The organism is Adhaeribacter soli, from assembly GCF_008727925.1.
Taxonomy (GTDB): Bacteria; Bacteroidota; Bacteroidia; order Cytophagales; family Hymenobacteraceae; genus Adhaeribacter_A; species Adhaeribacter_A soli.
In genome coordinates this window covers 67,786-92,603 of the sequence record NZ_VTWT01000010.1, presented here as the reverse complement: position 1 = coordinate 92,603, position 24,818 = coordinate 67,786, and the positions used below count along the sequence as shown (strand labels likewise).

The window sequence follows — 24,818 nt, the reverse complement described above, 5'->3', positions numbered from 1 at the left end:
TCCAAAGGGGGACCTCAAAAAACTTGCGTAACGTTAGTTAGTATCAAGACTAAAAAACCGCAATGTCTTGTAATTCAACATGCTGCAGGGTTGAATCGCCTTTCCGGTTATGCGGTTATTTTAGACCTGCTACTTAATTAAAGAAAAGTAGCAGCAGTTCCGGGAATGTGTAATTTCTGGAGCTGTTGCTTTTTAGCCTTTTTCTGGCCCATACAACGATGTTCAGGAAATAAGGCAGTGGTTTTTTCTGCCGGGAAACCGGTGCGCTTTTATGAATTTTTCTTCCGATCATTTTTTGTACAGGTGGCTTCCGGCCCTGTTTTTTATCGTTTCTGCTACCATTTTTCCGGCTCATGCCCAGGAGAAATTCTGGGTAGTGCTGAAAGATAAAAAAGGCGTTGCTTTCGATCCGTACCAGTATTTCGATGCCAAAGCCATTGAACGTCGCCAGCTTCAGGGTTTGCCGCTTTCCGACGAAACCGATAAACCGCTCAATCCGGCGTATGTGCTTAAAATTGCGCAACTCACCGATTCGGTTTCCGGCAGCAGCCGCTGGCTGAATGCGGTGGCCTGTTTTGCTACGCCGGAGCAGGTTAAGGCATTACGGCAGCAGGTTTTTGTAAAGGAAATACTACCGTTCCGGCAACAGGCAGCTGTACTGGCCAATTTTCCGGTCGATAAAGAAAAATCGCTCTCCAGAAAAGAACTGAAAATATTGCGCAACCAGACCGCCAGCCTGGGAGCCGCCGATTTTTCCGCCCGCGGTTTGGATGGCAAGGGCGTGCGGGTCGCGGTGCTGGATGCCGGGTTCAGAGGCGTAGATTCCGAGGCAGGTTTCGAGCACCTCCGCCGCAACAAGCAGATCCTTAAAACCTGGGACTTTGTAAAACGCCGCGAATACGCCTACGATTATTCTACCCACGGTACCATGGTGCTTTCCTGCATTGGCGGCCGCATGGGCGAAAACAACGTGGGGCTGGCTACCGGTGCCGAGTTTTTGCTGGCGCGCACCGAGCGCATGCATTCGGAGCGGTATTCGGAAGAAGAGCATTGGCTCGCCGCCATGGAATGGGCCGATCAGAACGGCGCCGATATCATCAACTCTTCCTTAGGCTATACCTATAACCGATACTTTCCGGAGCAGATGGATGGCCGGACTTCTTTTGTAGCCCGCGCCGCTAACCTGGCTGCCCGCAAGGGTATTCTGGTTGTAAACGCCAACGGCAACGACGGGAGCAATAAAACCTGGAAAATTCTGGGTACGCCCGCCGATGCCGACAGCGTACTTGCCGTAGGAGGAATCGATCCGGAAGACCTCATGCACGTTGATTTCAGTTCTTTCGGGCCGACGGCAACTAAAAAAATGAAGCCCAATGTCAGTGCTTTTGGGGTGGTGATAGCAGTGGGGCCGAATGGTTCTGAGCAAACCCAGGGCACTTCGTTTGCCAGTCCGCTGGTGGCCGGTTTTGCGGCTTGTGCCTGGCAAAGCAACCGCCAGCTTAGCAACATGCAGCTTTTCAGGCAAATTGAGCAGTCCGGTCATCTGTACCCGTACTTCGATTATGCGCATGGTTTCGGGGTGCCGCAAGCCCGCAGATTCCTCGGGGAAACGGTTCAGGAAGCCGAACCAACGATCGCCTTCGAACGAACCGGAAATCAGCTTACCATCCTGATAAAACCCCGGTTCCTGCCGCAAGTTAGCCCCGATTCCATCCAAAAGGCGTTTACCGGTAATGCCCCGTATGCGCTGCCGGTAGATTTTCCGACTCCCGATTACGTGTATTACCACCTGGTAAACCCGAAAGGCTATCTGGATAAATATTTTGTAGTGAAACCGGGGAAAGAAGCCGAAGTGGCTACCCTTAATTTAGCGTACCTGAAACCTGGCTCTCAGGTACGGGTTTATTATAGAGGTTATACCGGCACATTTACGTATTAAGCACTTTTTATGAGAAAATATCTTCTGTTTTTAGGCTTATTTATCGGGTCTGTTTCTACTTTATCTGCCCAGAAAGTTGTTCTGGCGGAAGACCTTACCAAAGACAGCATTCCGCATAAGTTTGGCCCCAACCGGAAGCATTTCCGGCATTTGTACGTGGGCTATGGTTTTGTAGCTGGTCCGTCCGAAAATAAAGGCAGCGCCGTGAAATACGGTGAATCGCACGAATGGCAGATCGGTTACCGGTATAAATACAAAGTTGGAAACGTGTATGCGCTGGGCTTCGACGTGGCCTTTAATCCGCAAACCTTTTTCCTGAAGCAAAGCATAGAGAAAACCCTGCCGAATGCAGCCACCCACGAAAAGGAAAAACTGAAGTTCACCAACATTGGACTGGGATTGTATAACCGGATCAACTTTGGGAAACGCGGCAATTACGTAGGTAATTTCATCGACCTGGGTGTTTACGGCAACTGGCTGGCTTTTTCGCGGCATATCTACGAAGATGAAATGCCCGACCCGAAACTTACCGGTTCGGAACACGTGGTGGTGCGGCACAAAGACCTGACTTACGTAGAAGATTTCAATTACGGCCTGCTGGCAAGGCTGGGCTTTAACCGCTACGTGTTTTACGGGAACTACCGCCTTTCCGACCTTTTCGATAAGGATTATACCGTTAAGTATGCCGAATTGCCCCGCGTAGCCGTTGGTTTACAGATAAGCCTGCACAAGTAAACTTAATTGGAAGAAATAAAGGGTGACGTAACCCGGCCCAGCTGAATTCCCAGCAAAGCGCCGCCGAAAGATTGTTTGGTGTTCAGGTTGCCGAAACCGTAAATACCGATGCCGAAATAATGGGTTGGCGTCCAGAATATCTGGCTTTCCAGCGGAATACCCACCGTGCCGACTTTAGAAGAAGGACCCACGTAACCGAGACCGGCCGACCCCGAGATCATGGCGTGCTGGGTTTTGTAACTTCTGCCGTATAAAGCACCCGCGTCCCAGCTTTGCGTTCCGCCGCCGTCAAAATCGTAGTTGCGTACAAAACGGCCCGATATAATATGGCTTCCGAATTGGGTGGAAAGGCCGAAGCCCGCCGAGCCGCCCTCGCTGCTGAAACCGCCCCCGCCAAATCCCCAGAACAGGTTGCGGGCTTTATTGGTGCTTACTACCTGGGCATCGGCTTTCGTAGTCCATAATAAACTGGCAAAGAAAATCAGTAGGGCAGGTAGCCTGAAAAGTAGCGTTCCGGGTTTCATAGGCAATAGTTGATTTCTGTACTAAAGCTTACGGAAATTTTCGGGCCGGGGTAAACGCATTTCTGTAAACATGGTACTGCTAACTGTCCGAATAAGCAAAAAGAGAGGGTTCAACCAAGCGGCTGAACCCTCTCTTTTTTACATCAGAAGCGTTCATTAAAATGTCTCACCGGAATTGGAGGCCGTTTCCCCGCGCGAGCCGTCCATTTTGTGGATCTTCGTTAGTTTCATAGGGTGCGCCATCCAGCGTTCATAATCGTAAATTTCTTTTATCTCGCCATCGAAAGTAACCTTTACGCCGTCTATTTTTATTTCATCCGGCATATTACAGGCTACAAACCGTCTGCCTTCATCAGGCATGTCGAGAATAAAAGTCGGCGTTTCTCGATCTCCGAGGTTTCGCACAGCTACCACGATAGCTGTTCTTTCTTTCAGCATCCCCGTGGTCTTGCGGTCATCGAACCCGCAGGGAGCATCCGCAAGTTCATTCGAGATACTCTGGGAAACCGTTTGTTTCAGGGAGGCTTGGGCATCGGTAGCGCCCGGAGCAATGTCGAAGCAGCCAGAGAAAGCAAAAACAGAAAACAGGGAAAATGCGATTGTACTTTTGAAGTAGTTTTTCATGGCTCAAATATTTTAGGTTTGTAAATGTGTTTCTGGGGTTCTATACGCCTGCCACGAAAGGAAGAAAACGCACTTTTTTTTAAAGTTGGTTTAATTATATTTAGTTGTTGTTAAATTTATAATTTCGGTGCGCTTAACCTGTTTAATCCAACTTCCGGCGGGAACTTTCGGATTAGGTTCGGCATCAGGCAATTAATCTGAAGAAGATTCAGGAGAAATAAACCTGATCTGCCGGGTTGTATTTTACAAGGTTCAGGCAGGTTTAAAAAACAGGAATCCGGCTGTTTATATAACCGGCTTTTCCGGCAGAATCGCTAATTTTACATTCTTAACCTTTCATATGAAGATCTTTTCAAAAATACTTGCCGGTCTGCTGGTGGCCGGCACTGCGCTGGTAGCAGAAGCCCAGCAAACCGACAGCCTCATTATCCGGAAATTATATTCCGAAGCCCTGAGCAACCGCAGCAGTTACGAACAGCTCAGGCACCTGAGCACCCGGATCGGCGGGCGGTTAAGCGGCTCGGTTCAGGCGGCACAAGCGGTGAACTGGAGCAAAGCGGAAATGGAAAAACTTGGTTTAGACCGGGTATATGTGCAGGAAGTAATGGTGCCGCATTGGGTGCGGGGCGAAAAAGAAGAAGGCAAAATAGTACCGGTAAAGGGCAAAAAAGTAGCCGTTTCGGTTTGCGCGCTGGGCGGTTCGGTGGGTACCGGTAAAAAAGGCATAACGGCCGAAATTATTGAAGTAAAAAGCCTGGCTGAAGTGGCTAAACTGGGAAAAGAGAAGATCGCAGGGAAAATTATATTCTTTAATCGTGCGATGGAGCCCAGCCATGTTTCTACTTTTCATGCTTACGGCGGGGCGGTAGACCAGCGGAGCCGCGGGGCCATAGAAGCCGCCAAATATGGAGCCGTGGCAGTTATTATCCGCTCCATGAACCTGGCCCTGGACGATTACCCGCACACGGGCGCCATGCGCTACGACGAAACGGTTGCCAAAATTCCGGCGGCAGCCATCAGCACGAACGGGGCAGAATTTTTAAGCCATCGCCTGAAAGATGAGCCCGGGCTGAAGTTCTTCTTAAAGCAAAACCCGCAAACCCTGCCCGATGCAAAATCCCATAATGTGATCGGGGAAATAAAAGGCACCGAAAATCCGGACGAAATTATTGTAGTAGGCGGCCACCTCGATTCCTGGGACTTGGGCCAGGGCGCCCACGACGACGGCGCGGGTTGCGTTCAGGCCATAGAAGTACTTCGCCTGATGAAAGCCTTGCAGATAAAACCGAAACGTACCATCCGGGCAGTAATGTACATGAACGAGGAGAATGGCGTGCGGGGTGGTCTGAAATACGCTGAAGAAGCCAAAACGCTGAATGAAAACCACATTGCGGCTATTGAATCGGATGCCGGTGGCTTTACGCCGCGTGGTTTCGGGATAGATGGTCCGGCCAAACACATTAAGCAGATTCAGGAGTGGAAAAAACTATTGGAACCTTACGGCCTGCACGATATTGGACCGGGTTACGGCGGCGTAGATATCGGGCCGCTTCGCAAAAACAGCCCGGAAACGGCTTTAATTGGCCTGGAACCAGATTCGCAACGCTACTTTGAAATTCACCACGCTGCTTCCGACACTTTCGATAAAATCAACCAGCGGGAACTTGCACTAGGAGCCGGAGCAATGGCCGCTTTGGTTTACCTGCTCTCGGAGTATGGTTTATAGGTTGTTGTTTATTAGGTAGCGTTGCTTTACTTATACTCTATAACCCATTAAGTGTCGGGTACTACCCTTCGCCGTTGTTGCGTGTTTTCACCAACAACCATCCATCAGTCTGCTTTTACCTGACAAATAAAGCTTATTGGAGCTCTGAATTAAAAGGCCAATTGCAAGTTTAGGCGATGCCGTAACGTGTGACTTTCTTCTGTTAGCCAGTTTGTGAAGGCGGAAGTTGTTGATATCCATTTCAGTAGCCCATAGCAGGCGGGATGTTTGCCTTGCAGGCAAGGTCAGTTACAAACTGACCAATAGGGGGGGCACAAGTTACGCTTCGCTAAACTTGCGGGATGGAATGCTTAAATATCATAAAGAAAGAACCCGTCCGGAATAAAATATTCCGGGCGGGTTCTTTGCTTTTATTTAAACCTGAAAGGTTAAGTTCCCTGGCAGGTTCCGGCTTATTTCCGTTTCCAGATCGGGCCGTTTTTACTTTCGAATCTTTCAACCTTACCAGCGCTTTGCAATTCCTTTAACCTGGATTCGGCTACTGCTTTTGAGACATTACCCAGTACGGCAAATTCTTTCAGCGTAAGCGTTGGGTAGATCCGGAACAGGTTATCGCCAGTGGCATCGATCGGTTTTTTTACGCTTTTAGGTACTATTTTCTGCACCACGGTTTCGTAGCTTTCGTAAGGTTTGGAGCCATAAACCAAAGTCTGGTTATTTTGCTCGTCGTAGAAAAAGATGGTCGGAAAACCGCGCACGCCAAGCTGACGGGCCAAAGCCAGATCATCTTCAAAAAGCTGCTTGGCTTTGCTGCCGTAGTCGCTTAAAAGCTGGATCGGGTCGAGGCCAACCTGAGCTGCTGCTTTTTCCAGATGTTCCCATTTGGTGATGTTCTTTTTCTCCAGGAACAGCATTTCCCGCAAGCGGCGCATGTAATTAACGGCCTTTTCTTTGTCCTGCAATTGAGCGGCTTTAAAGGCAATGGATGGCGGATAAGAGGACGGCAGCGGGTCTTCGAGCCACACGTCGCCGTCTATGGGCATTTCGTAATAGGCGCTGGCTTCGTCCCAGTGCGGGGCCACGGTTTCAGGTCCGGACACATCACGGCCGCCATACGAATCCCAGCTTTTCAACAGGCCGCCCATACGGTATTCAATTTCCAGATCATCGCCGTATTCCAGTTTCAGTTTGCGTAATTGCGGCTCAATGCCCCAGCACGACGAACAGATCGGGTCGGTGAAATACACCAGGCGAACCGGTTTCTCGGTTTTTACGGCTTCAGCAATAACGTTTCCGGTGGTTGCCAGGCCCGGAATTTCACAGCTGCCGGCAGACGGATCGCATAAAAGCGGATTAGAAGCAGTATTTATGTCGGTTTTAGCAGTTTTTGCGTTCATACAACTAAGAGTTAAAAGGTTGAAACAAATAAGTACAAGCAGTTTTTTCATATCTTGCTTTTGATTGTAGATTTGGGTTTGCGTCTTTTTACCGCTTGCGTTTAAGACAATACAAAGGTCGGGGAAATAAAAAGCCTTGTCAATTAGTCAGAAAAACATGACCACTATGAATGAATTTCCGGAAGACGCGAGTTGCCCGGCCACGAGTCTGCTGAAATTACTGGCCGGAAAATGGAAACCCGAGATCTACCGGTTGGCCCTGGAAGGTCCGGTGCGGTTCAACAGCCTGCTCCGGCAATTGCCCGGCTCTAATAAGCAGTCGGTAGCGGTGGCTTTAAAAGAACTGGAAGAAGCAGGCTTGCTCCAAAAAACGATCATTACCGAAAAGCCACTGCACATCGAGTATCATCTCACAGAAAAAGGCCTTTCACTGGTGCCCGTTTTTAAACAGCTCGAGAGCTTTTCTGCGGAATAAAAAATACCGCAATAGAAAGACAATAAAAAAGCAGCCTGAAATTTATTCCAGGCTGCTTTTTTATTCATAATTCAGGAAGGCTTTCAAAATTAAACTCTTGAAAAAAGATATGCTTTCAGGTTTATAAAGTAAGAGGGCTGAATACTGTTTTTTAGAAAGCTATTTTAAAATTGGTGTTCCCTTGAATGAGGAAAATTAAGTTAGTTCCTTGGAAGCCAGAATAAACAGGATAGCTAAAAGCCGACGAGGTCCTTCACTGAAGCTCAGGATGACAGTCTTCTTTGAGTTAACCTCTGATTATTAATTATTAATCATTAATCATTAACCATTAATCACTACTCACTAAGATGATCCCAGTCAATGTGATCGAGGAGGGCTAAACCTTCGCGGAGTACGGCGTTGAGTTGGGGTTTATTTTCAGCTTCCAGGGTTCTTTCGAACAGGGCCAGCATATCTTCGCGGTCCTTGTTTACAAACACGTCGGCATATAAATTATCGAAAGCGGAAACGCCTTCGTGCATGATCTTGTCAATTTCCTCGATCGATTTTGCTTCCAGCGCATGCAGTAACAATTCTACCACCTGTTTGCTATCAGGATTTTCAGATAAGCGGACAAATACCTGGATCAAAGCCACGCCGATGCCTAAACGCAAACGCTCGAAAGCAAAGGCCAGGTCTTCGTCGAACTCCTGAGAATTGCGTTGACGGTGTTTGTCTTCGGCGGCAATAAAATTTTCGTACAGATTCTTATTCAGGATCTTTTTGGTAACCGCATCGTCCGGACCAAAAGCATTTTCCAGTAAGTATTCGAAGCTGGCAGCTGACATTTCTTTAATTTGAAGATTTGAAAATGGGGAGATTTGAAAATGGATGGCTCTCCGGTTGAGTTTATTTTACGAAAGTAGCAATTAAAATAACGCTGAACGCGGAATTTGATTCGGCCGCATCTCTTAATTTTTTTCCGGCACCCCAATATAAAGGCCGTCTTCCCGGTTTTCTACTTTAAAGGTCTGGGCATCGCGGGAACGGTGTTTGCATTCGGCGCCGGAAATTAAATGGTAGCGGTAACTATGCCAGGGACAAACTATTTCGTTCAGGTAATTGGTGGTGCCTTTGCTTAAACTTTCGCCTAAATGCGGGCAAGTATCGGCAATGGCAAAGAAGCCCTGCTGGGTATGCGCCAGGCAGATCTTCTGTCCGTTCAGGATCAGCTGTTTCGCTTTGGTAACCGGCACCGCATTCTTAGCCTCCTCTTCCGATTCAAATATCTTGATCCACTCCATTTTATTTAGTGATTAGTGAATAGTGATTAGTAGTTAATGAATAATGAATAATGATTGTTTCTGATAAAGTTATGCGTAGAGTTAGCGGAGCGCTCTAAGCATCAACAGATAGCCAATCTCCAGATTGGCGTTTCCCATAAATCAGATTTACCTGAAATTCAGGCTTCTGAATCAACTGAAAAAGTTTACGTCAGTCAGAGACTGGTAAACCGAACGTGCGTAGAACGCTTCTCTAATTCTACGCACAACGTAATTCATCAATTAACAATCATCAATTAACAATCAGCAATTTAACAATCAGCAATTTAACAATTAAGCCATTAATAAGGAGCTGTCGCCGTAGCTTAGGAAGCGGTAGTTGTTGTGCAGGGCGTGCTCGTAGATGCGTTTCCATTCGTTGCCAACCAAAGCTGAAACCAATAATAAAAGGGTGCTGCCCGGCTGGTGGAAATTGGTAACCAATCCGGCACAAATTTTAAAATCGTAGCCGGGGGCAATAATTATTTGGGTGGAAGCGGCCAGAAAATCGGTATTGTTTTGGCGTAAAAAGTCCAGTACGGCTTGAAGCGCTTCGGGAACGGCAACGTTCAAATCTTCTTCATACGGCAGCCATTGCGGCACTTCCAACGATTCTGCTTTCAGTTCCGGGTTGCGGAGCAGCAGCAGGCCCAGCCAGTACAAACTTTCCAGACTTCGCATGGAAGTAGTGCCTACCGGGATGATTGGTTTCGGGAAATGTTCCAGAATTTGCTGCACCAGTTCCCGGGAAATAATGATCTGTTCGGCGTGCATGGCATGATCTTCCATTTTTTCCGCCTTCACCGGTTTAAACGTTCCGGCCCCCACGTGCAGCGTTAAATAAGCCGTTTTAATGCCTTTTGCCTGAAGTTTTTCCAGTACCTGAGGCGTGAAGTGTAAACCGGCGGTTGGAGCAGCCACCGCGCCTTCCTGCCGTGCGTAAACGGTCTGGTAGCGGGTTTGGTCGGCCAGCGTGGCGTCGCGTTTGAAATAGGGGGGAAGCGGCAGGTTTCCGGCGCCGGCCAGTACTTCGGCAAAGGTCAGCTCCGCGGGTTCCCACGAAAATCTAATCAGATAACTGCCTTCTTCCTGGCTTACTTTTTCGGCCTTCAGCTTACCGTTTTTATCCTGAAAACTAAATTCCAACACCAGTTCCGGTTCTTTCCATTTCTTGGCATTTCCTACCATGCAGCGCCAGATGCAGGTGCCGGTTTGTTGCATGGCTTGCTGAATTTCGGAAGTGGGTGCTATCGGTTCCAGGCAAAACACTTCAATAATGCTGCCGGTGCTTCGGGTAAAGAACAAACGAGCCTGTACCACTTTGGTGTCGTTGAAGAGCAGTAAAGTATCAGGTGGCAAGAGCTCCGGAATTTCCTGAAAGCCATGATCGGCAATTTTTCCTTCCTTGTAATACAGCAATTTGGAGGCGTCGCGCTGCCCGAGCGGGAATTTGGCAATGCGTTCGTCGGGCAGGGCGTACTGGTAATCGGCAATCTTCAGGTTCTTCGGGTGGAGCATGCGCTTTTCATTTCTGCAAGGGTCAAAAATACGCTCCCGAAGGTTAATAAAACAGTTTTCGGCCGGAAAACCTGCCAATTTATGTCTGTAAGCCGGAAAGAACCAGAAATCAGGTAGTAGTGCTGTTAAATTTTAAGTACTATAGCCTTCCTTGAAAAGTGATAAACGCAAGCAGGATAAGGGCGTTAAAGGACTATAATTTGAAACTGAATACAATTTCCGGGTACTATAAAATAATTTTTATGAAGAAGATTTTCCAAATTTCGCAGGTGTGGGTAGTAGTAGTGATGTCGGTTTTCCTGGTTTCTTGTGAAAAATCTGAGATGGACGGATTAGTGCCGGCGGCCCAGGCCAGCGACTTGAAAAAAGGCGATGCGCCGGGACAGATCAAAAAGAACGATCCTTCGCAAACCGCTGATTCTGTTTTTATTGTAACTTTTTTTGATGCAAACAACACCCTTAATTCCGAAGCTGACGTACAAGCCTTAGCCAACAGCATTGCCGGTCCGATTGCTTTCGAGCAAACGTACTGGGAAGGCACCAAAGGCTTCGCCGCGCCTCTCACCGCTTCGCAGGTATATACCTTCCGACATGATTCCCGGGTTGAATTTGTAGAAGCCGACGGTCCGATCTATCCGGCCGGCGCTACTGAAACAAGTTTTGCCTTTGCGGATTAAAAATATTATAGAGTTTTTTCATTGTGTAGTAGTTGATTGAGGACCGCTTCCGGATTTGCCGGGAAGCGGTTTTCTTTTTTAGGCCGGATTGAGCGGATGTCGGAATTTCGAGGATTGTTTTATTTTTCAGAATCCCGATTTACAGGCTTATTTTGGGTTAGCAGTCTATACAAATGATATTTAACCACTGAAATTATACCGTTTGTATTCCAGTAAATTAAGTCTGCTGTTCTATTATTCAGAAAAGGATCTTTGTTGGGTAATTTACTATTTGTTAAATTGCATCGATTCATCCTTCCTGCATTATAAATCTCAATAATTATTTCCAGGGTAAAGGTGATGAGGAACCACCTTTTAATTCTAAGATTTTGCCAAGGTTCTGTATTTTAAGCTTTGGCAGTCGCTAATTACAATGAAAATAATTTATCTGGTATTGCTGGTAATTCTTTTTTCTGCATGCTCCAAGCAGAAAAAAGAATTTAACCAATCTGAACAATCTGCTACCGAACAATTACATAAGCAACCTTTTCCACCCACTCGGACAACTGCAGCCGAGACCAGCGTTTCTGCCGAAAGCGGGAAAACAGTAACTGCTTTTCCGGAAGCTACTCCGGCTGCAGCTTTCTCCTTCCAGGTGATGCCATCGGAAGGAGGAACCTTCGGGTATGAAATTCTTAAAGATGGTCGACCATTGATCCGGCAAACCAGCGTACCTGGGCTTGCAGGCAATAAAGGATTTAAGACGAAAGACCAAGCGGAGAAAGTAGCTGGTTTGGTGATTAAAAAACTAAAGAATGGTGAAATGCCGCCAACAATTACTATGGAGGAGTTAAAAGAACTCAATGTTTTAAATTAACAAATCAGTAAAGCTTTATATGAGGAAACTTTTACTTTTAATATTAAGTGCAATTTATTGTTTATCCGCTCAGGCGCAAGCCCCCAACACTTGGGTCACCAAAGCTTCATTTGGCGGTACTGCCCGTTCTGCCTCTATTGGTTTTAGTATTGGGCAGAAAGGTTATTTGGGAACCGGAAACCAACGGGATGATTTCTGGGAATACGACCCTGCAACTGATACCTGGAGTCAGAAGGCCAATTTTGGGGGTGGAACCCGAAGTGCGGCAGTAGGCTTTAGTATAGGCAATAAGGGCTATGTAGGAACAGGTTCCGGAGCAAATGGTCTATATAAAAAAGACTTCTGGGAATACGACCCTGTTGGCAACACCTGGACCCAAAAATCCGATTTTCCGGGGACAGCCAGGGCAAATGCAATTGGGTTTTCTATTGGTTCGTTAGGATATGTAGGAACAGGCATCCGTTCCAATACTTCTGGTTCGGTTTTTACTTTGTTTGATGATTTCTGGGAATTTAACCCGACTACCAACACCTGGCTTCAAAAGGCTAGTATTCCAGGCAATGAACGGTGGGCGGCAGTAGGTTTTACTATTAATTCCAAAGGCTATGTAGGTTTAGGATCAGATAATACAGGTTTTAAGAACGACCTGCGGGAATATAATCCAGCAACCAATACCTGGACTACGAAAGCAACTTTTGGTGGGGCAGCCCGGAACAGTGCGGTTGCCTTTGTACTAGGAACAAAAGCTTTTGTAGGAACTGGTTTAATAAGAAGCCCATTTAACAGTACCTATAAAACTGCAGATATCTGGCAATATGATCCGGTAACTAACACCTGGATCCAGAAGCCAAGCATACCTGGCTTGGAGCGAGATGGCGCAGTAGCTTTCAACATTGGTTCAAAAGGTTATCTAGGCACTGGTACTACTATATTTGGCGAATCAAGTTCATTTTTTGAATACACCCCGGATTTTACTGTTGCTACAACAGCCTTGAATTCCAGTATTTTGTGTCCCGGGGCTTCTTTAAACATTGCGTTTACGCTAAATGGAATCCCGGAAATGCCTTATGCCGGCAATATTTTTACGGCCCAGCTTTCTGATAAGTACGGGTCTTTTGCTACGCCAACCGTGCTTGGAACATTAAATGGCACAACTGCAGGCACCATAGTGACAACTATTCCGGCCAACACCCCTAATGGAAACGCTTATCGCATTAGGGTTGTATCTTCTACCCCTGTAGCTTCTATAATAATTGATAACGGCACGAATATGAATGTAGGTAGCCCCGGCGATAAAGATACCTGGACCCAAAAAGCCAGCTTCGGGGGCGGTTCACGGCAGGAGGCCGTAAGCTTTAGCATAGGTTCGAAAGGGTATTTAGGTACAGGAGAATTCGGATTTTTTAAGGATGATTTTTGGGAGTACGATCCTGTTACCGATACCTGGTCGCAGAAAGCTAATTTTGCTGGCGGGCTTCGTAAAGGGGCAGTTGGTTTTAGCATTGGCTCCAAAGGTTACGTAGGTACGGGGCTGGATAATAGCAGAAATTATAAAAACGATTTCTGGGAATATAACCCGCTAACCAATACCTGGACTCAGAAGGCTAATTTTATTGGAAGTGCCAGAATTAGTGCGGTCGGATTCAGCATCGGTACTAAAGGTTATATAGGTACCGGATATGCCAACGTTATCGGGCCATCCAATACATTTTATGAATACAATCCAGCCACTGACACCTGGTTATCCCGGGCAAATGTGCCCGGCCCGGCCAGGGAGCGGGCTGTTGGCTTTAGCATTGGTGCTAAAGGTTATATAGGTACTGGTAACAGCAACTCAGGGGCAAGAGACGATTTTTGGGAATATGATCCAATAACCAATGCCTGGACTATGAAAGCAGATTTTGCAGGTGGACCAATTATAGAGGCAGTTGGATTCAGTATCGGGTCAAAAGGTTATTTGGGAACCGGCTTTGGTAGCACCGGAGAAAAATCTTTTTTTTATGAATATGACCCTGCATTGGATACTTGGAGCCAGATAACCGACATTGGGGGCGATACCCGTTCGGGAGCAGTAGCTTTTAGTATTGGCGCAAAGGGGTATGTTGGAATTGGAAGTAATTCAACTCAAGGGTATGCCCGTGGGTTCTGGGAATATACCACCGATAAAACTCCGGAAATAGTGGTAATAAGTGGTTCAACAACCATTTGTTCTTCAGGTTCACTAGTATTAAGTATAAGTTCTCCGGTACCGGGTGCAACCTACCAATGGTCATTAAATGGTATGCCAATACAAGGAGAAACCAATCCAACCTATACCGCAAGCTCCGCCGGGGATTACTCAATAACAGTTACAGGAGCTTGTTTTAGTGCCACTTCCGCCGCTACTACCGTAGCCATAAGTCCTGTGCCTGCTGTACCTAATATTACTGCCAGCCGACCAATTACTTTCTGTACCGGTGATTCCGTGGTTTTAACGGCTAATTCTGCTTCTTCCGGCGCAACCTTTACCTGGTTCAAAGATGGTAATATTATTCCTGGAGCCAACTCAGCAACTTTTACCGTAAAAAATAGTGGCCAGTATTCAGCTATCGCAACTTCAGGCTCTTGTAGTAGTGCTGCCTCCGCTTCAACACTTATAACCGTTAATCCTATTCCTGTGCCGGTAATCAGCGGGTTAAAATCAGCTTACTGCCAGAGTGAAGCAGCTGTAACCTTAACCGGCACGCCATCCGGCAGTACATTTACAATTGATGGTGTTGCAAGTAGTACCCTGGATCCAGGAAATTTAAGCGTAGGAACCCATACCATAGTTATTTCTAATACCAATGGCGGATGTACCGGAACGGCTACCCAACAAATTTTAATAAATGCTGCTCCGGCTGCTCCTGTTTTGTCTTCAGCAGGACCTATTACTTTTTGTTCTGGAAGCTCAGTCACATTAACTGCCTCTTCAAACACTCCGGGAGGTATGTTCGAATGGTACCTGAATGGGAACCTGATTACTGGAGCAAATTCCGCTTCTTATATAGCAAATTCGGCAGGGGCATTTACTACAGTTGCAAAAGCTGGTGGGTGCTTAAGCCTACCTTCTGCTGCTATCAATGTAACGGTTAAAGGGGTACCCGGCTCGCCAAGTATATCGCAATCGGGTAATGTTCTTATTTCAGGAAGTGCAACCGGAAACCAATGGTATTTAAATGGCGTGGCAATTCCTGGAGCTACAAACCAAAACTATACTGTTACTGCAAATGGAAGTTATACAGTGGTAGTAACGGTAAATGGTTGTTCGTCCTCACCATCTGCCCCAATAAATGTAACTACCACTGGTTTGGGTGAATCCAAGAGTGCATTGGCAATAGGTGTTTTCCCTAATCCGAGTTCCGGTATATTTTCAGTGAAAGTAAAGGGAAATCAGAATGTTGCAAGATTGGAGCTCTACAACCTTGCAGGACAATTAATTACAACCGAACAATTGAGTGCTGGAGAGGAGGAAAAACAATTTAATGTAAAAAATCAAGCTTCCGGAATTTACCTGCTTAAAGTTACTCGGGAGGATGTGAGTAAGGTGTTGCGGGTTGTTTTAGAAAAATAAGGAAACCCTTTTAGCAAAAAAGCAGAAAGCCTTAGGAAATATTCTAAGGCTTTCTGCTTTTTAATTGATCCAAATCTAAGCCGGATCTACATCCACTACTACCCGTAAATTCTTAAACTCCGGTTGCTGCTTTATCTGCTCAATGGCCAGCGCTATTTGCTGTTTGGTTTCCTTTCCGGAGGCGTGGTTGCGCGGCAGCTTAATATGAATTTCGTTCAGAAAATAATTCCGGATCTTGAAAATATAGGGCGTTTCCGGTCCCAGAACCATCGGCCCGGCCAGGCGGTTTTTCAGCTCGCCTGCCAAATGCAAAGCACCTTCGTCGCAGGCTTTTTCATCCAGATGCTTTACCGTAATTTTAATTAAGCGCACAAAAGGAGGGAAGCCATGGAGCTGCCGTTCGGCAATTTCCATTTCGTACAGCGCCTGGTAATCGTTTTCCATTACCTTCTGAAAAATGGGTTGTGCCACATTTCCTGTCTGGATAATTACCTTTCCTTTTTTACCTTTCCTTCCGGCTCTTCCGGAAACCTGCACGAACATGCTGTAAGCCCGTTCGTGTGCCCGGAAATCCGGATAATTAATAATGCTATCGGCGTTTATAATGCCTACCAAACTTACATTTTCAAAATCGAGGCCTTTGGTTACCATCTGCGTTCCTACCAGAACGTTGGTGCGGTTGGCTTCGAAATCGGAAATGATCTGCTGAAAGGCGTTCTTGTTTTTAGTCGTGTCTAGGTCCATGCGCTGGATATTAGCTTCCGGCAGCAGGATCTTCAGTTCGTCTTCTATTTTCTCGGTGCCGAAACCTACCGTTTTCAGATCGGTGGAGCCACAGGCAATGCAGGAATGCGGCATCCGCTCGTGGAAACCGCAGTAATGGCAGCGCAGCTCGTGGCTGAATTTATGGAACGACAAACTCACCGCACAACTCTTGCATTTGGGTATCCAGCCGCAATCGTTGCAGTTTATGTAAGGCGCGTAGCCACGGCGGTTCTGGAATAAAATCACCTGTTCTTCGCGCTTCAACCGTTCCTGAATTTCCTCCAGAAGTTTGGCCGAAAAATGGCTGTGCATGTTCTTGCGTTTCTGCTCGTCGCGCGTATCTACCAGCTCTGTTTCCGGCAAAACGGCCGTACCGAAACGCTTATTCATGGTTACCAATCCCCAGCGGCCATTTTTTGCGTTGTAGAAGCTTTCTACGGAAGGCGTAGCGGAACCGAGCAAGGTTTTCGCGCCGTGAAAGTTGGCCAGCATTAAAGCGACTTCGCGGGCGTTGTAGCGGGGAGCAGGGTCGTACTGCTTGTAGCTCGATTCGTGTTCCTCATCTACAATAATGAGGGAAAGGTCGTGGAAAGGCAGGAAAATAGACGAACGCACGCCTACTACTACCTGAAACCGCCCACTTAAAACGCCGTTCCAGACTTCCACGCGTTCGTTATCCGAGAATTTGGAATGGTACACGCCTAATCTATCGCCGAAAACTTTCATTAAGCGGCCAACGATCTGGGCAGTTAAGGCAATTTCGGGAAGCAGGTATAACACCTGTCCGCCACCTTCCAGCGCATTTTTTATCAGGTCAATATACACTTCTGTTTTACCCGATCCGGTAATGCCGTGCAGCAGAACGGTATCTTTTTCGGCAAAAAAGTCCAGTATTTGTTTGCGCGCATTTTCCTGGTATTCGGAAAGCGGAAAAGCCATTTGCTTCACCGAGTCATCGACCGGAAACCGTGAAACAATTTGCTCAAATTGTTCCAGTACTCCTTTTTTCAGCAAAGAATTAATGGCCGAAAGCGATAGCCGCGGGTTAGACGTAAGCAGGTTTTTATCGAGGCCTTTGAAGTTCAGATTGGGATCCTGATGCACCGGCGCCTTTTGCAGGTAATACATCAGCACATCCACCTGTTTCGGTTTGGAAGCCAGTTCGTCGAAGAGTTTTTCCAGTGCTTCCGGTTCGTTTAGCAGTTCCTGGTTCAGGCGCACTTTCTTTACCACTTTCGGGCTGTACTTTTCCGCAATTTCCTCGAAAATAATAATGATCTCCTTCAGCAGCAGCGATTTGATGTACTTATGAAAATGGCTCGTCTGCAATAAATTCCCGACTTCGGTAAACGTTAGGGTAGGCTGTTGGGAAAGCGCGTACAGAATTTTTTCTTCCTGCGCGGAAAGCCGCCATTCGTTGGTTTCGTCGCGGTAAGCCGGGTGCATCTGGATGCGCGATTCGGAGCTTAATTTCAAAGCAGCCGGCAAAGCCGCGTTGATCACTTCGCCCAGCGTGCACATATAATATTCAGCCATCCAACTAAAAATGCGCAATTGCGGCGGCGTAACCACCGGCGTTTCGTCGATCACCTCCATCAGGTATTTAGCCTGGTAACCCGCCGGCGGTTTTTCGTGCACGGCCGCTACAATGCAGCTCAATACCTTTTTCGCCCCGAATTGCACAATTACCCGGCCGCCCACAAAAACCTGGTCGTTCATTTCGTACGGCACGCGGTAGGTGTAAAGCTTCGGCAACGGCAAAGGCAGGATCACATCCACGAACAGCGTGAGCCGGTCGGCAGGTAATTCTTCTGGGGAAAAAAGCAACGGAGAATCCAAGATAAAACGCTAAGGTATTGCGGTTAAAAAGTAAAATCGCGCTGCAAAGGTCGGAAAAGGAGGGGAGAATTCCTTGCGGGTGGAAGATACAGTCTACAAGCTTACATTTTTAGGGGTTGATATTTTTAAGTACACATTAAATAATAAAACAAGTTAACGGATATTGTAAATGGGAATAGCTTTAATGCATGATTTTGGTGTTAAAATATTTTTTCTGTTTTGACAAAAAGCACCATATTTACAAGCAAAATAAAACATTATGAAAAAGATAACTTCAATTGTTCTACTATTCTCATTTTTAATGACAAGTTGTAAAGCATGGGATCCTTCTATGCTATCTGTAAAGAAAGAACCTATTACTCCAAAGCTTTTAACTCTTGAAAGAAGAATGGAGGATATGGCAAACACTACTGTCGTATCCAGCGGAGATGAATTGAAAATTTTTACGCAAGAAGTTGAAGCAAATTTAATGGACCCTTATGGTGATAAGTATGGTTACATTGCCTTAAAAAGGAATGTAGTTGAACTTAAAAGTGGTGCCCTTTACCCAATTGTTTCTGGTTTATTTTTATTTGCACCAAATTTATTCGGGTTTCCAATGGGTAAGTTTAATTTAAAACTGGAGGTTGAGTTAAGGATTTTAGATAAGAATAATAAATTAATCGGAAAGTACTCGGCTATTGGAGAGTCGAATACAACTATGGCTCTATATTATGGTTACGGAATGACAAGTGCTGGGAGAAAGATTTATCCTGATGCATTAAATGACGCTTTAAATAAAATTAGACCTCAAATTCAGGCAGATGCCTCAAGAGTAAATGCTAAACTTAAAGAAGCAGGAATATTACAGTAAGAAATAAGAACTAAGCTTTTTGAAATCTTAAAGAGGTATAGTTTCAACTATACCTCTTTTGTTTATAGGTTGTTTAAAGTAGCTCGTTAAAACTAATATTCAAATCTCCCAAACCACCATCCTAGAACCCATTGCCGACCATCACGCCGAACAAGCTCTCGAACGGATCGAAAGAAACTTCGCTCTTTGGAGTCTTCCGGAGGATGACTTCAAAGTTTAATGAAATAAGCCGTCTCCGACGGCGCTGCTATGAATAAAAGTAATCTGGAAAATTTGTGATAGCATAGGGAAGTCAATAACTTGCTTTTCCATTTTTAAGTTTGATGTCATCCTTCCGAAAACTCTAAACATTGAAAAATCACCTCTAAACAACCTACCCCTGACTCCTTAGCCAGAATTTCGCTTCGTCCAGGTTATTGAAAACCTTTGCCCGAAAAGAATACAGGTTTTCGCGCATGTTCAATGCTGCTTCTTCGGCAAATGTTTCCGGAGCTACCACCAGCGCATAATATTCCAGCCCCATCTGTGCCGCTACGGGCGCCCAATCCTCTAACATCCATTTCAAAGAATGTTTCCAGGTGCCGAGAACCTTGCGCGCATCGATCAGGATGTGGTTGGCATTGGTGTTGGCCAGTGCCTGGGTATAGGCAGCCACGCCGGTTCTTAAATTATCTTCTGTTGGGTAGCCGTACCAGGTTGCTTCCACCCATCTGTTTAAAGCATCGGTTTCAATGGTGAGAAAAACCTTGTTAAAAACATTCTTCAGTTCGATCATGGCAAATAGGGTAAGGTAGAAATGCAGTTGGGTTTGTATTAAAATTGAACGGCAGGAAGGGCAATTGGTTTTTAAGGACTTTCCTCTGCCAATTTCATTTGAAGTTTGATACTGGTAGCGAATGCTTCCTGATTCGCATAAGATTACCGAAAGCAGCGGGCTATTCATAGATTTACCGGAACCCTAATTCTGAAGTCCTATACCGAAAAAAATAAGGCTTAAGGTAGAAAATTCGGGCAAAAGATAGACGGGTTATATGTTAGAATAATTAACTTAGGGCACCCGGTCAGGTTTTTTACAACCTGGCGAGGCAATAACCCGATAAGTTTTTAATTTATGCAGATCTCCGAAACCATTTCACTCGAACCTCTTGCCGACCATCACGCCGAGCCTGCCTTCGAGCTGATCGATAACAACCGCACGCATTTAAAAACCTGGCTGACCTGGGTAGATTTTATGCAGTCTGCCGATAATTTCCGAAGCTTTATTAAAGGTGCACAGCAACGCGCGGCTGATAATCAGGAAGCTTCTTTTATGATCCTCCATGCAAGGAAAGTGGCCGGCCGCATAGGGCTGTACTACCTCGATCATCAGAACAAAACGGGCGCTATTGGTTATTGGCTCGGCGAAGAATTTCAAGGCAAGGGCCTGGTTACGGAAGCGTGTAAAGAGATCATCGGCCACGGTTTTACTGCTTTAGGGCTGAACCGCATCGAAATTAAATGTGCCACCGGCAACCATAAAAGCCAGGGAATTCCGGAACGTTTAGGATTTACTAGGGAAGGCATTCTCCGGCAGGCCGAACAGGTAAACGGCCGGTTTCATGACCTTTATCTGTATTCCTTGCTGAAGGAGGAATGGGTTAAATAACGCGGATATAAGCCATTTTGAAGCCTTAAAAATTTCAGAACATAAAGTTTTGAAACTTTTTTTGTCAAAATATATGTATATACATTAAATGTATGTACATTTGAAAAAATATTCCGGAAGGAATTACCTATAAAACTTTAAAAGATAAAATTATGGCTAATGTAAAATGGGTGGTTGACCCAACGCACAGTGAGATCCAGTTTAAAGTGAAACACCTGATGATCACCACGGTAACCGGGTATTTTCAGAAGTTCAATATCGAAGCCGAAACCTCCGACGATAAATTTACCGATGCCGCCAGCGTGGTATTTACCGCCGATGTAGATTCGATCAGCACCAACAACGAGCAGCGCGATACGCACCTGAAATCGGCAGATTTCTTCGATGCGGCGCAGCACGGTGAAGTTCGTTTTGTAGGTACGAAGTACGAAAACACAGGCGGCAACGACTATAAACTGCACGGCGACCTGACCATTAAAGGCGTTACCAAACCGGTTACGGTAGACGTGGAATTCGGCGGAATCGTGGTAGACCCGTACGGCCAAACCAAAGCCGGATTTACGGTAAGCGGTAAGATCAGCCGCAAGGAGTTCGGCCTTACCTGGAACGCGGTAACCGAAGCCGGCAGCGTGGTGGTAAGCGACGAAATTAAGCTTCAGGCCGAAGTGCAGCTGGTGAAGCAGGCGTAATTTCAATTTAAATTGCAGCGGAAGCAGCCGGAAAGAAAAAGCCGGCTGTGCTTCCGTTTTTATTTTATTCTTTGGAGTACAGCCATGGAAAGAAGAACATTTATCAAAAGTTTAGTTACAGGAGTTGCCGGCATGACCACTTTAACCGCTTTCAATCATTTTACGAGTTCTTTAAAGGAGCAGGACCAGCTCATGCCGGTGCTGTTCGTAGGCCACGGTTCGCCTACCAATGCCCTGGAAGATAATGAATTTACGATCCGCTGGAAACAAATGGCGAAGCAGATCCCGGTACCAAAGGCGGTGCTTATCGTGTCGGCGCACTGGTTAACGCGGGGCACACACATTACGGCCATGGAAAAGCCCAAAACCATCCACGATTTTGGGGGCTTCTCCCGCGAACTGAACGAAGCCCGGTATCCGGCGCCCGGAAATCCGGCCCTTGCCAAAGAAACGGCTTCTCTAATCAAATCTACCAACGTAGGCCTGGACCACGACTGGGGCTTAGACCACGGCGCCTGGTCGGTGGTGATGCAGATGTACCCGGAAGCCAATATCCCGATGCTGCAGCTCAGCATGGACTATTACAAGCCGGCCCAGTACCATTACGATCTGGCCAAAGAACTGGCCGCTTTACGCAAAAAAGGCGTGCTGATCCTGGCCAGCGGCAATATGGTGCACAATCTGGGCATGCTTGCCATCCGCGATTTCAGCGAAATAAACAACGAATACGGCTACGACTGGGCCCTGGAGATGAATGAGATCTTCAAAAGCAAGATCACCAACGGCGACCACCAGGCCCTGATCAATTACGAAAAGCTAAGCAAATCCGCCAAACTGGCTGTACCATCACCGGATCACTATTACCCGCTACTGTACGCCCTGGCCTTGCAAGGCAAAAACGAAGGCAGCTCATTCTTCAACGACAAAGCCGTAGCCGGCTCCCTTACCATGACTTCGGTGAAGATCGGGTAGGTATAATGAAATAGGGAAGATTATCGGAATAAGGAAGAATTGGTTCAGGTCAGAAGTTTTTAAAAAAATCTTGTCATCCTGAGCGCCAGCGAAGGACCTCGTCGGCTTTTAGTAGATAGCTTCCTACCAGGTGCCGACAAGTTGTTTTGCAATGGCTCAACATGCCGACTTTTTAGTAAGAAATCTCTACTATTTCTATAAAATTTCCCGGTCATCTCGACGACAGGAGAGATCTCATCCAGTTGGTAGCCCTTTTACTAAGGCTTCCTACCTTATTCCGGAGATTTGGCTCCGCCGAACTTTCAGTCGAAATTGCACTTAAAGAGTCATACTTCAGCTAAACCCCCAGTTGCGCCAAAGCCTCTTTCACCGTTTCCACCGGCATCTGGCAGGTTTTATTGAAGCAAACGTAGATCAGCGTACTATCCGTCATTCCGGCGCGGTCTTCGAGTAAGGGAAGCTGACTTTCGGGGCGGGAGGTACCGCAAACGATAGCATTTGGCAGGAAAAAAGTGCTTAGTTCTTCCCTTAAAGTATCGGCCTCCGGTCCGGCAATGGCAATTTCGGCAGCGGGTTTCAGTTGCTGCAAGTACAAAATGGCCCAATTAGCCACGTAGCCCGGTTCTTTTACTACGAGTTCCTGCACCTTTTTCAGCATGTTTACGGCGCGTTCGGAATAGCTGCTTTCATCAAAAAACAAGCCTAGTTGCCACAGGTTTTGCGCCATTACTGAGTTGGAAGCCGGAATTACGTTATCGAAGAATTCCTTTTTGCGGGCGATCAGTTTCTCGGCATTTTTATCGGTGTAGAAGAACAGGAAATCGTTTGCATCGGCGAAATTCTCTAGCACGTATTCGGTTAATCTCTTGGCTTCCAGTAAATACTTTTCTTCAAACGAAACTTCGTACAGCCCGATCAGCGCTCTTATGAGCAGGGCGTAATCTTCCAGGAAAGCCGGAATGCTCGCGTTGCCTTGTTTAAAGTTCCGGTACAGCTGGGCTTCTATTTTCAGGTTCATCAGCAGGAATTCGGCATTTATTACGGCCAGATCCAGAAATTCCTTTTCCCCGAAAGCTTTGTAGGCATCGGTCAGGCCGCGTAGCATCAGCGCATTCCAACCCAGTAGGATCTTATCGTCGAGGCTCGGGCGAACGCGTTCGAGCCGCACCTGGAGGATTTTCTGTTTCCAACCGGGGACCAATTCCTGCAACACCGCAATCTCCAGTTCGTTTTCTTTGGCAAATACTTCATCGCTTACTTTCCGGTGCAGAATATTCCGGCCGTGTTCCCAGTTTCCGGCGGCCGTTACGTGGTAGTATTTCGAGAAAAGCGGCTCTTCCTGCCCTAAGATCTTTTCCAGTTCCTCTTTGGTGAAAACGTAGAATTTGCCTTCTTCGCCTTCGCTGTCCGCATCCAGGGAGGAATAAAAGCCGCCTTCCGGACTCATCAGTTCGCGTTCTACAAAGCCGATGGTTTCGTACACTACTTCCTTGTAAAGCGGATCTTTGGTAACCTGATAAGCTTCGGAATACAAACTTACCAGTTGCCCGTTATCATAAAGCATTTTTTCGAAGTGGGGCACTAGCCAGTCCTCGTCGGTGGAGTAGCGCGCAAAGCCGCCGCCCGCCTGATCGTAGATGCCGCCGCCCGCCATTTCGGTGAGGGTAAGGTTCAGTTGCTCCAGCGCGGCCGGATCTTTGGAATGGTAGTAGTAGCGCAATAAAAACTGGTAATTGGCCGGCATCGGGAACTTAGGCGCCTTCCCTATACCGCCGCGTTTTTTATCGTAGTTTTTGCTGAATTTCTGGTAAAGCTGGGTGAGTTCTTCTTCGGAAAAAGTATTGGTTTCTTCGAATTTCAGGCCGTATTTGGAGAGTTCATCGGCGTTCAGGTGCTCGGCAAACTGGTCCGCGGAGGCATCCAGTTCGGTTCGTTGTTTCTGGTAGGCAGTAGCCACGTTTTCAAGCACCTGGATCCATTGCTCCGGCGGAAAATACGTGCCGCCGTAAAAGGGCTTGGCCTCCGGGTTCAGAAATACGTTCAGTGGCCAGCCGCCCTGCAAACCCATGGCTTGTACGGCATCCATATACACCTGGTCCACATCGGGGCGTTCTTCGCGGTCTACTTTTATGCACACGTAGCGCTCATTCATTACCCGGGCAATCTGCTCATTTTCGAAACTCTGGTGCTCCATTACGTGGCACCAGTGGCAAGCCGCATACCCGATACTCACAATAATGAGCTTATCTTCTTTCTTTGCCTTTTCCAGCGCTTCCTGCCCCCACGGGTACCAATCTACGGGGTTATGCGCGTGTTGCAGCAAATAAGGGCTCGATTCGTGGACTAAACGGTTCGGCTTGCGGGAGGTATCAGGCATGGTGCAGGAATTTAAACAGACGTTTTACGGGTACCGGGTTTTTTGGTCGAAAAGATAGCGTTTTTTAACGGGAATGGATTTATCTCCGTAGCGTAGGGTTTAAACCCTACGCTACGGAGTATTATTTAAATGCTTTTACTGCTCTTCCGGACATCTATGTCTGGAAGCAACCTGCAGGGGACATCCTTGTCCCCGTAACTGCACTCGCGGACATGGATGTCCGCACCAGGGTTAGTTTCGGACAAAGATGTCCGAAACAGCATTGCGTTTGTGTTTTCACCAACAACCATTCTGCTACTTGAAATCTGGCTTTA

20 protein-coding genes are annotated in these 24,818 nt (G+C 46.8%); 11 read left to right on the top strand and 9 right to left on the bottom strand.

Features of this window, described 5'->3' with window-relative positions; genetic code table 11:
* The first annotated feature begins 271 nt into the window (after nt 1-271).
* Both F0P94_RS16415 and F0P94_RS16410 read left to right on the top strand, forming a co-directional pair.
* On the top strand, nt 272-1,939 hold the full coding sequence (locus F0P94_RS16415; protein ID WP_150905040.1) for a S8 family serine peptidase: 1,668 nt from the start codon (nt 272-274) through the stop codon (nt 1,937-1,939).
* A 9-nt stretch (nt 1,940-1,948) separates the two neighbouring features.
* On the top strand, nt 1,949-2,674 hold the full coding sequence (locus F0P94_RS16410) for a hypothetical protein (RefSeq protein ID WP_150905038.1): 726 nt from the start codon (nt 1,949-1,951) through the stop codon (nt 2,672-2,674).
* Between the two features lie 2 nt (nt 2,675-2,676).
* On the opposite strand, the gene F0P94_RS16405 is transcribed toward F0P94_RS16410, so the two are convergent.
* Both F0P94_RS16405 and F0P94_RS16400 read right to left on the bottom strand, forming a co-directional pair.
* Nucleotides 2,677-3,198 carry a hypothetical protein gene (locus F0P94_RS16405; RefSeq protein WP_150905036.1) on the bottom strand — a complete coding sequence of 174 codons (522 nt, stop codon included), beginning with the start codon at nt 3,196-3,198 and terminating at the stop codon, nt 2,677-2,679.
* Between the two features lie 156 nt (nt 3,199-3,354).
* Nucleotides 3,355-3,822 (bottom strand): hypothetical protein, encoded by a 468-nt coding sequence (locus F0P94_RS16400; protein WP_150905034.1) that lies wholly within the window; start codon nt 3,820-3,822, stop codon nt 3,355-3,357.
* A 340-nt stretch (nt 3,823-4,162) separates the two neighbouring features.
* Here F0P94_RS16400 and F0P94_RS16395 point away from each other — a divergent pair, with 340 nt between their 5' ends.
* A complete protein-coding gene (locus F0P94_RS16395; RefSeq protein ID WP_150905033.1) occupies nt 4,163-5,548 on the top strand; it encodes a M20/M25/M40 family metallo-hydrolase in 1,386 nt (461 codons plus the stop codon).
* A gap of 452 nt (nt 5,549-6,000) precedes the next feature.
* Here F0P94_RS16395 and F0P94_RS16390 read toward each other — a convergent pair whose 3' ends face one another.
* A complete protein-coding gene (locus F0P94_RS16390) occupies nt 6,001-6,945 on the bottom strand; it encodes a ClpXP adapter SpxH family protein (RefSeq protein ID WP_150905031.1) in 945 nt (314 codons plus the stop codon).
* Between the two features lie 157 nt (nt 6,946-7,102).
* Between F0P94_RS16390 and F0P94_RS16385 the strand changes: the two genes are divergently transcribed.
* Complete coding sequence (locus tag F0P94_RS16385; RefSeq protein ID WP_150905029.1) at nt 7,103-7,420, top strand: winged helix-turn-helix transcriptional regulator; 318 nt, start codon at nt 7,103-7,105, stop codon at nt 7,418-7,420.
* Between the two features lie 335 nt (nt 7,421-7,755).
* On the opposite strand, the gene F0P94_RS16380 is transcribed toward F0P94_RS16385, so the two are convergent.
* The 3 genes from F0P94_RS16380 to F0P94_RS16370 all read right to left on the bottom strand — a co-directional run bounded on the left by F0P94_RS16380 (nt 7,756) and on the right by F0P94_RS16370 (nt 10,239).
* On the bottom strand, nt 7,756-8,247 hold the full coding sequence (locus F0P94_RS16380; protein WP_150905027.1) for a hypothetical protein: 492 nt from the start codon (nt 8,245-8,247) through the stop codon (nt 7,756-7,758).
* 123 nt (nt 8,248-8,370) lie between these two features.
* A complete protein-coding gene (locus F0P94_RS16375) occupies nt 8,371-8,703 on the bottom strand; it encodes a Rieske (2Fe-2S) protein (RefSeq protein ID WP_150905025.1) in 333 nt (110 codons plus the stop codon).
* 312 nt (nt 8,704-9,015) lie between these two features.
* A complete protein-coding gene (locus F0P94_RS16370) occupies nt 9,016-10,239 on the bottom strand; it encodes an S-adenosylmethionine:tRNA ribosyltransferase-isomerase (RefSeq protein WP_150905007.1) in 1,224 nt (407 codons plus the stop codon).
* A 242-nt stretch (nt 10,240-10,481) separates the two neighbouring features.
* Between F0P94_RS16370 and F0P94_RS16365 the strand changes: the two genes are divergently transcribed.
* The 3 genes from F0P94_RS16365 to F0P94_RS16355 all read left to right on the top strand — a co-directional run bounded on the left by F0P94_RS16365 (nt 10,482) and on the right by F0P94_RS16355 (nt 15,364).
* Nucleotides 10,482-10,916: a protease inhibitor I9 family protein gene (locus tag F0P94_RS16365; RefSeq protein ID WP_150905005.1), complete on the top strand. Its 435-nt coding sequence runs from the start codon at nt 10,482-10,484 to the stop codon at nt 10,914-10,916.
* Between the two features lie 412 nt (nt 10,917-11,328).
* On the top strand, nt 11,329-11,772 hold the full coding sequence (locus tag F0P94_RS16360; RefSeq protein ID WP_150905003.1) for a DUF4907 domain-containing protein: 444 nt from the start codon (nt 11,329-11,331) through the stop codon (nt 11,770-11,772).
* A gap of 19 nt (nt 11,773-11,791) precedes the next feature.
* On the top strand, nt 11,792-15,364 hold the full coding sequence (locus tag F0P94_RS16355) for an Ig-like domain-containing protein (protein WP_150905000.1): 3,573 nt from the start codon (nt 11,792-11,794) through the stop codon (nt 15,362-15,364).
* A 75-nt stretch (nt 15,365-15,439) separates the two neighbouring features.
* Here F0P94_RS16355 and priA read toward each other — a convergent pair whose 3' ends face one another.
* Complete coding sequence (priA, locus tag F0P94_RS16350; RefSeq protein WP_225307254.1) at nt 15,440-17,956, bottom strand: replication restart helicase PriA; 2,517 nt, start codon at nt 17,954-17,956, stop codon at nt 15,440-15,442.
* A gap of 271 nt (nt 17,957-18,227) precedes the next feature.
* Between priA and F0P94_RS16345 the strand changes: the two genes are divergently transcribed.
* Nucleotides 18,228-18,821, top strand: a complete 594-nt coding sequence (locus F0P94_RS16345) for a hypothetical protein (RefSeq protein ID WP_150904998.1) — start codon at nt 18,228-18,230, stop codon at nt 18,819-18,821.
* 373 nt (nt 18,822-19,194) lie between these two features.
* On the opposite strand, the gene F0P94_RS16340 is transcribed toward F0P94_RS16345, so the two are convergent.
* Nucleotides 19,195-19,596 (bottom strand): STAS/SEC14 domain-containing protein, encoded by a 402-nt coding sequence (locus F0P94_RS16340; RefSeq protein ID WP_150904995.1) that lies wholly within the window; start codon nt 19,594-19,596, stop codon nt 19,195-19,197.
* 336 nt (nt 19,597-19,932) lie between these two features.
* On the opposite strand from F0P94_RS16340, the gene F0P94_RS16335 reads away from it, so the two are divergent.
* From F0P94_RS16335 to ygiD, 3 genes are all read left to right on the top strand, one after another.
* Nucleotides 19,933-20,466: a GNAT family N-acetyltransferase gene (locus F0P94_RS16335; protein WP_150904993.1), complete on the top strand. Its 534-nt coding sequence runs from the start codon at nt 19,933-19,935 to the stop codon at nt 20,464-20,466.
* A 152-nt stretch (nt 20,467-20,618) separates the two neighbouring features.
* Nucleotides 20,619-21,155, top strand: coding sequence for a YceI family protein (locus F0P94_RS16330; protein WP_150904990.1), 537 nt, complete (start codon nt 20,619-20,621; stop codon nt 21,153-21,155).
* Nucleotides 21,156-21,287: 132 nt separating this feature from the next.
* On the top strand, nt 21,288-22,127 hold the full coding sequence (gene ygiD, locus F0P94_RS16325) for a 4,5-DOPA-extradiol-dioxygenase (protein ID WP_150905187.1): 840 nt from the start codon (nt 21,288-21,290) through the stop codon (nt 22,125-22,127).
* Between the two features lie 337 nt (nt 22,128-22,464).
* Here the strand turns inward: ygiD and F0P94_RS16320 are convergent, their stop codons facing one another.
* On the bottom strand, nt 22,465-24,504 hold the full coding sequence (locus F0P94_RS16320) for a thioredoxin domain-containing protein (RefSeq protein WP_150904988.1): 2,040 nt from the start codon (nt 24,502-24,504) through the stop codon (nt 22,465-22,467).
* Between the last annotated feature and the right edge of the window lie 314 nt (nt 24,505-24,818).

Excerpts from the sequence above, each read along its gene's own strand:
- F0P94_RS16415 (WP_150905040.1), top strand. The coding sequence starts at position 272 with ATGAATTTTTCTTCCGATCATTTTTTGTACAGGTGGCTTCCGGCCCTG.
- F0P94_RS16410 (WP_150905038.1), top strand. The coding sequence starts at position 1,949 with ATGAGAAAATATCTTCTGTTTTTAGGCTTATTTATCGGGTCTGTTTCT.
- F0P94_RS16405 (WP_150905036.1), bottom strand. The coding sequence starts at position 3,198 with ATGAAACCCGGAACGCTACTTTTCAGGCTACCTGCCCTACTGATTTTC.
- F0P94_RS16400 (WP_150905034.1), bottom strand. The coding sequence starts at position 3,822 with ATGAAAAACTACTTCAAAAGTACAATCGCATTTTCCCTGTTTTCTGTT.
- F0P94_RS16395 (WP_150905033.1), top strand. The coding sequence starts at position 4,163 with ATGAAGATCTTTTCAAAAATACTTGCCGGTCTGCTGGTGGCCGGCACT.
- F0P94_RS16390 (WP_150905031.1), bottom strand. The coding sequence starts at position 6,945 with ATGAACGCAAAAACTGCTAAAACCGACATAAATACTGCTTCTAATCCG.
- F0P94_RS16385 (WP_150905029.1), top strand. The coding sequence starts at position 7,103 with ATGACCACTATGAATGAATTTCCGGAAGACGCGAGTTGCCCGGCCACG.
- F0P94_RS16380 (WP_150905027.1), bottom strand. The coding sequence starts at position 8,247 with ATGTCAGCTGCCAGCTTCGAATACTTACTGGAAAATGCTTTTGGTCCG.
- F0P94_RS16375 (WP_150905025.1), bottom strand. The coding sequence starts at position 8,703 with ATGGAGTGGATCAAGATATTTGAATCGGAAGAGGAGGCTAAGAATGCG.
- F0P94_RS16370 (WP_150905007.1), bottom strand. The coding sequence starts at position 10,239 with ATGCTCCACCCGAAGAACCTGAAGATTGCCGATTACCAGTACGCCCTG.
- F0P94_RS16365 (WP_150905005.1), top strand. The coding sequence starts at position 10,482 with ATGAAGAAGATTTTCCAAATTTCGCAGGTGTGGGTAGTAGTAGTGATG.
- F0P94_RS16360 (WP_150905003.1), top strand. The coding sequence starts at position 11,329 with ATGAAAATAATTTATCTGGTATTGCTGGTAATTCTTTTTTCTGCATGC.
- F0P94_RS16355 (WP_150905000.1), top strand. The coding sequence starts at position 11,792 with ATGAGGAAACTTTTACTTTTAATATTAAGTGCAATTTATTGTTTATCC.
- F0P94_RS16345 (WP_150904998.1), top strand. The coding sequence starts at position 18,228 with ATGAAAAAGATAACTTCAATTGTTCTACTATTCTCATTTTTAATGACA.
- F0P94_RS16340 (WP_150904995.1), bottom strand. The coding sequence starts at position 19,596 with ATGATCGAACTGAAGAATGTTTTTAACAAGGTTTTTCTCACCATTGAA.
- F0P94_RS16335 (WP_150904993.1), top strand. The coding sequence starts at position 19,933 with ATGCAGATCTCCGAAACCATTTCACTCGAACCTCTTGCCGACCATCAC.
- F0P94_RS16330 (WP_150904990.1), top strand. The coding sequence starts at position 20,619 with ATGGCTAATGTAAAATGGGTGGTTGACCCAACGCACAGTGAGATCCAG.
- ygiD (WP_150905187.1), top strand. The coding sequence starts at position 21,288 with ATGACCACTTTAACCGCTTTCAATCATTTTACGAGTTCTTTAAAGGAG.
- F0P94_RS16320 (WP_150904988.1), bottom strand. The coding sequence starts at position 24,504 with ATGCCTGATACCTCCCGCAAGCCGAACCGTTTAGTCCACGAATCGAGC.